The organism is Lysinibacillus sp. NPDC097287 (assembly GCF_044761695.1).
In the GTDB taxonomy this organism is placed as follows: Bacteria; Bacillota; Bacilli; order Bacillales_A; family Planococcaceae; genus Lysinibacillus.
On sequence record NZ_JBIWCX010000001.1, the window covers coordinates 323,524 to 335,021 of the forward strand.

The following is an 11,498-nucleotide window of genomic DNA, read 5'->3' on the forward strand; positions in this document are numbered from 1 at the left end:
ATTCTTCCTTTATTTTTATTGAATACTACTCTAAAATGGTAGTACAGTCTTATTTAAGGGGTGCTGACAATGTCTCTACAGATTTTAGAAAAATTTCCTACTCATTTAGGAAAGCAAATCATGAAATCCTCCAAGTCATTTATTGCATTAAATGTCGAAAAAAGCGGGGAATTACCTTTAACTGCATCTAAATCTGGTGGTTATGGTTACTTTCCTAAAAGCAAAGCATTTCCTACAAATTCAGATGGCCAACCTTTATATTTATTAGCGCAGCTAAATTTTTCAGAATTGCCACCGTTGCCGAGTTATCCTACATCTGGTATTTTGGCTTTTTATGTAGATTTATACGATGATTTGATCGGAATGGATTTAGAAAACTATAAAAACCGATCAGGTTATGCCGTTCATTATTTTGAAAACCCATCAGAAAATTCATATTCAAAAGAGGAGCAGGCTGATTTTTATACCGAAGAACCTGAATATGTAGTTGTAGAAGGCGAGTACAAATTAACGGGTGAAATCCGAGAAACCCTATTGCTTCAAGATTGTTTTGAATTTGAGCAATATTACGGTAAGAACATTTATGAATTAATCGAAGAGCATTTTAATGATGCTACAGATGATATTTTGGATGAAATTTATGATTTTGTGTCAGCTAATGATGGCGACGGTAAAATAGGTGGTTTTCCAAGTTTCACTCAGGAAGATCCACGTATTCACAATAAAGATTTACAACAAGATATACTGCTGTTCCAACTGGATTCTAGCTACGGTGAAGGGATAGAAATTATGTGGGGAGATTGTGGTATCGGTAATTTCTTCATTCATCCAGATGATTTAAGACGAATGAACTTCGAACATGTTTGGTATAACTGGGATTGTTCTTAAGATAAACTAAATTCCATCGACAGCTTCAACAAATATGTGGAACAACAATAATAAAATAAAGCCATGTGGGCAAAAAAACAAAGAAGTGTCGGAGCCTTACAGCCCCAACACTTCTTTTCTAGTACATCTTCATATATTCATCACGTTCCCAGTCGTGGACACGTGTACGATATTTATCCCATTCAATTTCCTTCGCTTCAGAAAACTTCTCGAAAATATGCTCGCCTAGTGCATCGCGTACAATGCTATCCATTTCCAACTCTATCAGTGCATATTCGAGGGATGCTGGAAGGCTATCGATGCCACTTACTTCACGTTCAGTACGTGTCATTTGGTAAATATTACGGTCCACTGCATCTGGCGGTGTTAAATCTTTTCGAATGCCGTCAAGTCCAGATGCTAAAATAACAGCCATCGCTAGATATGGATTTGCCGCTGGATCTACAGACCGCAATTCAATACGCGTTGAGAGACCTCGGGCTGCAGGGATTCGAATCAGTGGCGAACGATTTTGTGCTGACCACGCGACATAGCATGGTGCCTCGTATCCCGGTACTAAACGTTTGTATGAGTTCACAAGCGGATTGGTCACAGCTGTAAAGCCATGAACATGCTTCATAATCCCTGCCATAAAACTTCTCGCTGTATGACTTAATTGTAAATCAGCATGTTCATCGAAGAAGGCATTTTTGTCACCTTCAAACAGCGATAAGTTAAAGTGCATCCCTGAGCCGTTGACACCGAATAATGGCTTCGGCATGAAAGTTGCGTGCAGACCATGTTGTGCTGCCACAGTTTTCACGACAAGTTTAAAAGTTTGGATGTTATCGCAGGCTTCAATAGCGTTTGCATATTTAAAATCGATTTCGTGTTGACCAGGTGCGACCTCATGGTGTGACGCTTCAATTTCAAAACCCATTTCCTCTAACTCTAGTACGATATCACGACGACAGTTTTCCCCTAAATCCGTTGGAGCTAAATCAAAATATCCTCCACTATCATTTAGCTCTAGTGTCGGTTTCCCCTTGTCGTCAAGCTTGAATAGGAAAAATTCTGGCTCGGGACCTAAGTTAAAAGATGTAAAGCCAAGCTCCTCCATGTCCTTTAACACACGCTTTAAGTTCGAACGTGGATCCCCTTCAAATGGTGTACCGTCTGGTCGTGCAATATCACAAATAAATCGAGCAACCTTCCCCTTTTCAGCTGTCCAAGGGAAAATTACAAATGTATCTATATCAGGGCGTAAATACATATCTGATTCTTCAATTCTGACAAACCCTTCAATCGAAGAACCATCAAACATCACCTTATTTTCTAAAGCCTTTTGTAATTGGCTTACTGGCACTTCCACATTTTTAATCGTTCCCAATATATCTGTAAATTGAAGGCGAATAAATTTCACATTCTGCTCCCCCACTAGGCGGATAATATCTTCTTTTGTATAATGTTTCATTCTTCACCACTCCAATATGTCATTTTTATTTACATAATATGATGTATTAATTATAAAATACACTAAATTAAAATAAAAAAACAATAAGTATGTCAGGTTTTATTACATACTTTTTTTCGAATGGTTTTATCCTTATTTTAGATACATAAAAAAAACAAAAAAATTTTTTCAAATGAACAATCTCATTTAAAGGATATTTTTCCCACTAATATTGCAACACCAATGTATTAGTATTCACACCTCATACAATAGTCTTGTCTCAAAAAATATTTAGTGGCAAATTTATGTCATTTTACAATATAATAGAATTAGTTAGTTTGACATGATAGTTGAATATATAGAGCGTACGTAAAATATAGCTAAAATAATAGAGAACAGATGATTAGAAAAGGCTGATTAGTCATCCTGTAGGCAACTTTTGTTATGTTACAAATAAGGCGGTGGTTTAGAAAGCATGTCAGTGTTGATTATTGGTAACGTAAGTAATGATGTATTACGAACACAAAAGTATTTCAATCGAATAGGCATTACGGATGTTCATAGCTTTTCAACAGTCGAGACGGTGATGAATTATGTAGCCGAAAATTTTAAAGAAGACCTTGATTTAATTATATTTGATGTGAAATTGACACTAACAAACTGCGAGGAAATCTGTCAGCAAATCGATTTATTAAATAATTGGATTCAAGTTCCCATTCTTCTTTCTACCACTTACGAAAAAACGATTATAATCGATAGAGTTTTTGAGGCGGGCATATTCGATTTTATCCTAAAGCCATTTGATTTTACCCAATTTAAGACCCGGGTTCATGTAGCCTTAAAATATCGAAAAGAAGCAAAATTGAGGGTGCAACAGGAAAGTAGCTGGCTAAAGGATTTAGCTACTGCTAAAAAAGTGCAAAAGAGTGCATTTACTCCTCCACTAAGACTAGAGCATATCGAATTTGATGGCGTGTATGTGACTTCTAATACATTAGGTGGCGACATGTATTGCTGGTTTAAAATCAATGACGATTTGACAGCGGTTTTATTGTACGACGTGATGGGGCACGGGATAGCTGCGTCACTCGTCACTATGTCGATACGTTCCTTATTACGAGGCTTGATTACGAGATTAATTGATCCCGTATGCGTTATAAATGAGCTTAATCGTAGAATTTATGAGTTGTTTACAGATGAAGATATAGACCGTTTTTTAGTCACGGCGATCTATATACTAATCGATACAAAAAACGGAACATTACATTATGTCAATGCATCACATCCTGCCGGGCTTTTGTATGGAAAATATGGAGAAACGGTGTTACTTCCACCGAATACACCTATATTAGGATTATTTCCTACTATTCAAATAAACAAAAAAACGATACAACTATCTGGCTGGCATCGTATTATCCTTTATACTGACGGTATGCTGTCATTGACTGAAAATAAAACGATTGATATCAACTATTTTCATTCTTACGCATCTCAAGACAATGCCTATGCATTGCAAAAATTTTCTCAAAAATATGATTTATATGAAAACAATTACACCGATGATATAACAGTAGTTTCAATTACAATTACATTATAAGGTAGGTGATACGCTATGGATTTCACGCTCAATTTATCCCCTAATCAGCAAGCCATCTCATTTGTTGACGAGACAATGGTTAGCTATACAAATTTATATGATCTCCCTAGCAAAAGGGAATTATGCTTTGTCGTTCATGAATTAGTCATCAATGCCATAGAAGCTATGAAAAATACGAAATTAAACGCAGAATCAAAAATCCAAGTACATGTTTCTCAGGACGTTGAGGCAGTCAAAGTCACTGTGATTGACCAAGCAGAAGGTATACCTGAGAAGGATTGGGACAAATTACTTCAATTTAATCTAGATGACCCCACTTTTTCAGATCGTGGGCGGGGCTTATTTTTCGTAAAAAGTATGGTCGATGAAATTTGGTTTGAAAATGTATCAGACAATAAATTTTTAGTTGGTGTTTCTAAAAAAATAGATTTGTAATGTATATTCGAATTGGAGGAATTATGATGAAGTGGACAATCCGCAAAAAGATGAACCTTCTTATATTGAGTTGTATTTTGCTTCTAACTTCTCTTCTAGCTGGCATTAATTTTTATGTAGCTAAAAAGAATCTATTAGAAAGTGCTGATACTAAATTATTATCCGACATACAATTAAGTTACCAGTATTTAGATTCAAAAATACCTGGTGAATGGAAAATCGTTGATGATCAATTGTTCAAAGGCGAAGTTAGAATGGTTGAGAATTTTGACATTGCTGATACGGTCGGTGAGCTAACAAATGGCAATGCAGTATCTATTTTTCAAAATGATACAAGAATCAGTACGAATATAATCGAAAACGGCGACCGAGCAATGAATACAAAAGTATCAGATGAGGTAGCCAAGGTTGTATTGGAGGAAAAAAAGCGTTTTATTGGTTCGGCAAATGTTTTAGGAGAATTGCATCAAGCAGCCTATGACCCTATTTTAAATAGCCAAGGCGAAGTCATCGGTGTATGGGCCACAGCGGTTCCAACAGTACCTTACATAAACATTGCTACAAAGTCCGCAATAGAAAATATCGCGATTTCATTAGGGATTGCCATTTTAATTATCGTTTGCATAAGCATCTTCTTGCAACGACAAATTATTGCACCTATCAATATTCTAAAAACTAACGCAAAAGAATTGGCCAATCTAAACCTTAATACAAAGTTATTAAATGCCAAAGGAAGCGACGAAATTGCTGATTTGGCCCATGCATTTAAAGACATGAAAGACCGTTTGACGGAGACCATGACAATGGTAGCCGGTAGCTCCAATCAAATCGCGAATTCTTCAAAATCGTTAGCTGAGTCCTCTCATCAAACGAGTGAATCAGCAAACCAAATTGCTTTAACGATGAACGATGTAGCTGTTGGTACAACGACTCAATCCGATCAATCTGAACGAATTGTAACAATGATGCAACAAACGATTGAAGAAGTAACTCATAGTTTGAAAAAAGCAGAGGAAACTTTAAAGAACGCTGTAGATTCAACTCACATTGCACGCAAAGGTGAAGAGGCAATTAATGAAGCAATTAAACATTTAAGTACCGTCACACAAACGGTCTCTTATGCTACAGACTCGATTCAAAAGTTAGGAAAACGCTCTGAAGAAATCGGCGGCATCATTACAGTTATTACCGGCATCGCCGACCAAACTAATCTACTCGCCCTAAATGCCGCAATCGAAGCAGCTAGAGCAGGCGATCAAGGTAAAGGATTTGCAGTTGTAGCATCAGAGGTACGCCAATTGGCTGAGCAATCTAGCCTAGCTTCTGGACAAATTACGAATCTCATAAATGATATCCAAGCAGAAACATCTGTTACTGTTCGCACGATGGAAAGTAACTTACTTGCTGTAGAAGAACAGGTTACGATTATTAATAAAGGCGGCTCTGCATTAAAAGAAATTGTAGCAAAAGTAATTGAAACAGAAGAAGGTGTTGAGCAAATGAAATCTGCATTCACGAATGTAAATGTAAATTCATTGAATGTTCAACAGGCAATTCATGACATTTCACGCATTATCGAAGATTCTGCAGCTGCTACCGAAGAAATAGCCGCAACCTCTGAAGAACAGTATGCCACGGTTGCAGAAATTACAGAAAGTTCCGATGAATTGGCGATGATTGCCGATAACTTGCGCACTGAAGTGAATAAATTCCAGTTCTAAACGGTTAGCGAAAGGTTATTTTATATTACGAATGAAAAATGGGGGGACAATATAAGATGGATCATAAGAAAATTGCGGTAAAAATTGAAACAAAATCAAACTATATTTCAATAGCTTTTACTGGTGATTTAGAGTACGGAATTATTGAAGATGTAAAAAAAGAACTACAAGCTCAAAGTTTCGAAACAGAGCACGGGTTTATTATCGATATGCAGAGAGTAACGAATATTGATAGTACCGGCTTTGGCATGATTGTCAATTTCGCAAAAAAAGTATCTGTTAAAGGGAAAAAGATTGTCATTATTGTTGTCGATGATTTCATTCGAAATTTATTTGCCATTTCGCAATGCGATAAAGTATTTCCGATTATGACAAACGAGGAAGATGCAAAACAAGTCATAATAGGCGATTGGTCTGGGGAATTATCATTAAGTGATTATTAATTATATTTATAACAACTTTCTTTAATAGAATGGCTCTACCTTTGGAATTCTAATCTTTTAATTAAGTAGGAACTGTCTTAAAAATAAAAATCCGAATAGACTATGAATCTTTTAAAAGAAGCAGTGCGCATTAGAAATCTAATACGCACTGCTTTTTTAATATTGTAATACCATATTTAATAGCACAGCTATAATTACGAATGGCACAACGAATGTCATGAGTCCACGATATGTTACATAATAACCATGCCCCATTTTGCTACCCATCAATAATTCTGTTTTCACAAATTCTTTATTCACGACATGAATGATGAAAAACGAAATAAGTAGATTACCTAGCGGCAACATTAGATTCGACACTAAGAAGTCCGTCGCATCAAAAATCGTTCTTCCGAAAATCGACACATCCGCTAACACACTCGATGATAATGCCGCCGGAATAGCCGCGATAAATACCACAACACCTAGCAGCATCGTTAACTTTGCACGTGACATGTTCCACTTTTTAATAAATGCAGCCACAATAATTTCATACAAACTAAACGACGATGTTAGTGTCGCAAATAAAAATAGTAGTAAAAATAAAGCCAAGAACAATTCCCCAAATGGCATCTGGCTAAATGCAGCCGGTAACACCATAAAGAGTAAACCAGGTCCAGCGCTTGGTTCTAATTCAAAAGCAAACACAACCGGGAAAATCGCTAGTCCTGCTAAAAACGACACTAGTACCGTTAATAGCACCACAGAGCCCGCCGAATTCACCAAACTCACATCTTTTTTTAAGTATGAGCTATACGTTACTAAACACGAGAATCCAACCGCTAAACCGAAAAACGATTGCCCTAACGCCTCTAGTATTGCTCGACCTGTAATATGGGTAAAGTCAGGCCATAAAAAGAATTTTACGCCTTCCATCGCACCATCTAGTGTAAGCGCACGTACAACTAGCACGATAAAAATGATAAATAATAATGGCATCATCCACTTGCTTGCCTTTTCAATACCATTCTGTACACCAAGCGAAATCACTATGACATTCGCAAGCGTGAATATTGCTAGTCCAGCTAATGTAATCGATGGTGTGCCAATTATTTTACCGAACAACGCACTCGGGTCAACAGCAGGGTCAATAATACTACCCACCACACCGAGACCACTATATATAAAAATCCAACCGCCTACAACACTATAAAAAGTTAGTAGCAGGAAACAACCTAAGACACCCATACGGCCAATCCAAGCCCACGTCGGTTTATCTGGCGCAGCTTTTTTATATGCCGTCACTGCCTCTGACTGTGTACCACGCCCTAAAATATATTCAGACAACAACATTGGCAAGCCTATTAATAGCGTGAACAATACGAAGATCAGGAAAAATGCCCCGCCCCCACTTTGTCCCGTGACATAAGGTAGCTTCCAAATCGCACCAAGCCCAATCGCTGCTCCGGCTGAAGCTAAAATAAATCCTAATTTACTGGACCACTGTCCGTTTTTCTCACTCATCTAATCAAACTCCTCAACTCTCTATACTCACTTTCATTCTACATGAAAAAATACAACAAAAAAACCCCTGAGTACGAGTGTACCCAGGGATTATCATGTTATTTCGATAAATACATCGCACGTTGTTGGTCAACCCACTTACGCATTGTTGTAAATAGAAATGCCATAATGAACGTTATCAACACACCTTTTACAAGGTTAAATGGTAAAATACCTGCGACGATCATTGTAGATAATGAATCTCCAACAACCGGCTCCATTCCTAAAAAGTACGTATACATCGGTAAAATTAAAACATAATTTAAGAAACTCATACCAATAGCCATCGTTACTGTACCTAAGACTAAACCACTCACAAGACCCGTCATTGTTTTAAAACGATTAAAAACAAATGTTACTGGTAAAATAAATAAAATCCCTGTCGCGAAGTTTGCGATATGGCCAACCGGTACCCCTGTTGGTGTGCCTGAGAAAAGCCAATCTAGCACATTTTTAAATAATTCTACTAAAATACCTGCTACAGGTCCCATTGTGATTGCCGCGATAAGTGCAGGCATGTCACTGAAATCCACTTCTAAAAACGCTGGAAACGGTGGAATTGGGAAATTGAAAAGCATTAGTAAAAATGAAATACTGCTGAGCATGCCAATCGTAATAAACGATTGTAGTTTAAGATTTTTCTTCATTGTAAAACTCTCTCCTCTTTGCTGATTCGATCTCACAAGAAGAGAGGCCACGACGCTATCGATTCCTGTTAACGAAAAAACCCCTATGCTAAAAGCATAAGGGAGAATAGGCATGATTAAAAAACGCCATTTATAGCTATTTTTTTTGCGTAAACTGTGTAAAAAGATACACTTAAAAAAACGTCCACACATAGCTATAATTCGTAACAACGAATGACGATCGTACCTCCATCTTCTCCCATCCAGACTGTAACTGTCGGCCTTGGAATCACACCAAGTCAGCCATGCAAAAAAAATTGCACAGGTCGCGGGCTGAAGAGTAGTATTGTAAATTTTCGAGTTTGCGTAGTTTTAGACTACACAAGCAATTTACGACTCTATTACCGCCGGTCGGGATTTTCACCCTGCCCCGAAGATGAATCAATATTATTTTATCTTACAAACTTACTATAATAAAATATGATACAAAAGTAAATACTTCTGCTTAAGAATTATTCCGATTTGTTTTCTTGGCATTAAGTATAGTTTTCTATTTTGTAAAAATAAGCTACGTTTCGTCCCAAATACAAGAGGCCACTGAAAAAGTGTTTTTTAATAAATTCTCTAATAAAAATATAACCTAAAGGATTTTACGCTCTAGCATTCGCTTTCCGCAGGCACAGCGTAAGCCGCAACCCTCGCTACGCGCGGTTTGTTGCGTCTTACGTCTCGTGCTGTTCCTGCTGGAGTCTCATGCTGCCGCGCAAAATCCTTGCATAGTAAAATAATACCCATGCAAAAAATACTATAAAATAATCTTAGTTTAGAGTTTATCAGTGCCTTCCAAATACAATTCGCAGGAGACTGCGGAATTTTTATTCGCACACCAAAAAAATAGCATGCTAGAAGAAACTCTTCTGCATGCTATTTTTAATTTTAGAACAACCTCTATACTACGGCAAATATTGTTTATTGGCGCCTACTGGCATTGGCAAATATTCGTTAAAATTAAAGCCTTCCCAGCTATCTTGCACAAGATTTTCAAGACGCAATTGTTTATCAAAGCTTGCGGCTGTCAGCATCATTGCTTCAAGAAGTTGTGTCGCATGAACTGCATCGAGTTTCGTTAAATCCAGAGGGGCATCAAACGTCACGACGACACAGTCTTCTACCTCCGTTACAGCATATGTCACACCTTCTGGTACAACCGACACATATACATCATCATTTTTATGTCGCATAGCCTGAAGCGCTTCTGTCACGGTTTCAAACGTTTGACGAAAATCTGGCGATAAATATTCTACACCGTTCGTTTCTCTGAACAGATAATAATTGTAGTGATTGACTGTCCCTGTCATTTTTATCGGTTCACTCGGCTCACCTGCCTGCGAAAACTCATATGCTTTACCCTCAATATTTTGAATCGCAACTTCTTTATAATCAGAGAATGTATCTTTTAGTGAGCCTGTATACATGCTCACAGTTGCTGAAGCTCCATCATACTCATTTTTCTCCGGTAATACGTGTACAAGCGTCTCTCCCTGCTCTTTTAGCACTCCCTTATACGGATGATACTCTGCAAACCCCATTGCCTCTTCGTCAATTTGTGGTGCGTATTTTTCATACAGTTGTAGTGTAGTTGGCTTTTCGTCACCAAAATCAGCAGCGACACGCTCATTAGGGATAACATAGGTAATCGGTACACTTTCAGCAGCACTACCGGCTAAACCAATGCGTAGGGCTGTAGCTTCTGTTAAATCTTCTTCGTAAACAGATGTACGCAGTGACATCATGCGTGTATGACCAGCTACAACACCAGTGTCCATCATAGCATTTGCTTTTTCTACGCCTTCTGCTTCATCAGCTTGCACTGTTGAAGCACTTTCTGCTTTAATACTTGCCTTGTCTCCTGCTGAATCATTATTCATCATCATACCAACAAGCAGTGTGAGCACAAAAACAGAAGCAACACTGATAAAAATAGGTATTTTACTATTCTTGCGCTTTCTTTTCGCCATAACAGATCTCTCCTCTTGTTTGGAAGTAGTCTGCTGACGTTGCTCTAATGGTATTTCTACAGTATCTATTGATTCGTCTATTGCTGCGTGTAAATGCGGGTTATCTTGCAAACGAGCATCTGCCAGCAAGCGGTTTAGCACATCTTCTTTAGAACGGTAATCGGGAAGCTTCGGGGCGTTGTTCAATAAATTTTCTAGTTGGTCACCATCGAAATCTTTTTGAGTCATTGCCACTTCGCCTCCTTTATTTTTTCATGTTGTAGCTGTTCTCGTAAAACCTTAATTGCACGATATTGGGTCGTTTTCACTTTCGCCTCGGTCCAGTCAAGTATTTGTGCAGTTTCTGAAATCGATAACTCTTGGAAAAAGCGCATCACAATGACCATTTTTTGATCCCCAGTACAATTTTCTAGTGCTGCCTCCAATTGTTGAAATTCATCACTTAGTAATAGGGTTTCTTCTGGTGATGGAGTGGATGAACGTAACTGTTCTGTTTCCCAGTCAAAATAATCTAGTGAATGTTTTTGTCGTACCGCTTGCTTTCTGAAATGGTCTATGGCTACGTTTTTCGCGATGGCAAAAAGCCATGTTTTCTCACTACTTTTTCCCGTAAATTGATCGTAAGAGCGTAGCACACGGACATATACTTCATGCGATAAATCTTCGGCAAGCGAGCGGTTTTTCACTAGATAAATAAGGAACTGGAATACATCTTGGTGGTAAGCATCGTATAACCGATGGAACACGGAGTCATTCACAGCACTCCACCTCCGTTCTCATAGTATTTGTCGTCTAA

The 11,498-nt window shown here is 37.9% G+C and carries 10 protein-coding genes and 1 riboswitch; of the genes, 5 read left to right on the forward strand and 5 right to left on the reverse strand.

The window, feature by feature from the left end; genetic code table 11:
- The first annotated feature begins 69 nt into the window (after window positions 1–69).
- Complete coding sequence (locus tag ACIQ2D_RS01475; RefSeq protein ID WP_402858296.1) at window positions 70–888, forward strand: YwqG family protein; 819 nt, start codon at window positions 70–72, stop codon at window positions 886–888.
- A 118-nt stretch (window positions 889–1,006) separates the two neighbouring features.
- Here the strand turns inward: ACIQ2D_RS01475 and glnA are convergent, their stop codons facing one another.
- Complete coding sequence (gene glnA / locus ACIQ2D_RS01480; RefSeq protein WP_402858299.1) at window positions 1,007–2,341, reverse strand: type I glutamate--ammonia ligase; 1,335 nt, start codon at window positions 2,339–2,341, stop codon at window positions 1,007–1,009.
- A 454-nt stretch (window positions 2,342–2,795) separates the two neighbouring features.
- Here glnA and ACIQ2D_RS01485 point away from each other — a divergent pair, with 454 nt between their 5' ends.
- The 4 genes from ACIQ2D_RS01485 to ACIQ2D_RS01500 are packed head-to-tail and all read left to right on the forward strand — an operon-like array spanning window position 2,796 to window position 6,516.
- The gene (locus ACIQ2D_RS01485) at window positions 2,796–3,917 is read left to right on the forward strand and encodes a PP2C family protein-serine/threonine phosphatase (protein ID WP_402858301.1); all 1,122 of its coding nucleotides are present in this window, start codon (window positions 2,796–2,798) and stop codon (window positions 3,915–3,917) included.
- A gap of 15 nt (window positions 3,918–3,932) precedes the next feature.
- On the forward strand, window positions 3,933–4,352 hold the full coding sequence (locus ACIQ2D_RS01490) for an ATP-binding protein (RefSeq protein ID WP_402858304.1): 420 nt from the start codon (window positions 3,933–3,935) through the stop codon (window positions 4,350–4,352).
- A 26-nt stretch (window positions 4,353–4,378) separates the two neighbouring features.
- Window positions 4,379–6,073: a methyl-accepting chemotaxis protein gene (locus ACIQ2D_RS01495; RefSeq protein ID WP_402858307.1), complete on the forward strand. Its 1,695-nt coding sequence runs from the start codon at window positions 4,379–4,381 to the stop codon at window positions 6,071–6,073.
- Between the two features lie 56 nt (window positions 6,074–6,129).
- Window positions 6,130–6,516 carry an STAS domain-containing protein gene (locus ACIQ2D_RS01500; RefSeq protein ID WP_402858310.1) on the forward strand — a complete coding sequence of 129 codons (387 nt, stop codon included), beginning with the start codon at window positions 6,130–6,132 and terminating at the stop codon, window positions 6,514–6,516.
- Between the two features lie 156 nt (window positions 6,517–6,672).
- Here the strand turns inward: ACIQ2D_RS01500 and ACIQ2D_RS01505 are convergent, their stop codons facing one another.
- From ACIQ2D_RS01505 to sigX, 4 genes are all read right to left on the reverse strand, one after another.
- A complete protein-coding gene (locus ACIQ2D_RS01505) occupies window positions 6,673–8,019 on the reverse strand; it encodes a sodium-dependent transporter (RefSeq protein ID WP_402858313.1) in 1,347 nt (448 codons plus the stop codon).
- A 98-nt stretch (window positions 8,020–8,117) separates the two neighbouring features.
- On the reverse strand, window positions 8,118–8,705 hold the full coding sequence (locus ACIQ2D_RS01510; protein ID WP_402858316.1) for an ECF transporter S component: 588 nt from the start codon (window positions 8,703–8,705) through the stop codon (window positions 8,118–8,120).
- A 226-nt stretch (window positions 8,706–8,931) separates the two neighbouring features.
- Window positions 8,932–9,126, reverse strand: a riboswitch (FMN riboswitch).
- A gap of 511 nt (window positions 9,127–9,637) precedes the next feature.
- Window positions 9,638–10,930 carry an RNA polymerase subunit sigma gene (locus ACIQ2D_RS01515; RefSeq protein WP_402858319.1) on the reverse strand — a complete coding sequence of 431 codons (1,293 nt, stop codon included), beginning with the start codon at window positions 10,928–10,930 and terminating at the stop codon, window positions 9,638–9,640.
- A complete protein-coding gene (sigX, locus tag ACIQ2D_RS01520) occupies window positions 10,927–11,460 on the reverse strand; it encodes an RNA polymerase sigma factor SigX (protein WP_402858322.1) in 534 nt (177 codons plus the stop codon). Before sigX ends, ACIQ2D_RS01515 begins: the two co-directional genes overlap by 4 nt.
- Window positions 11,461–11,498: the final 38 nt, after the last annotated feature.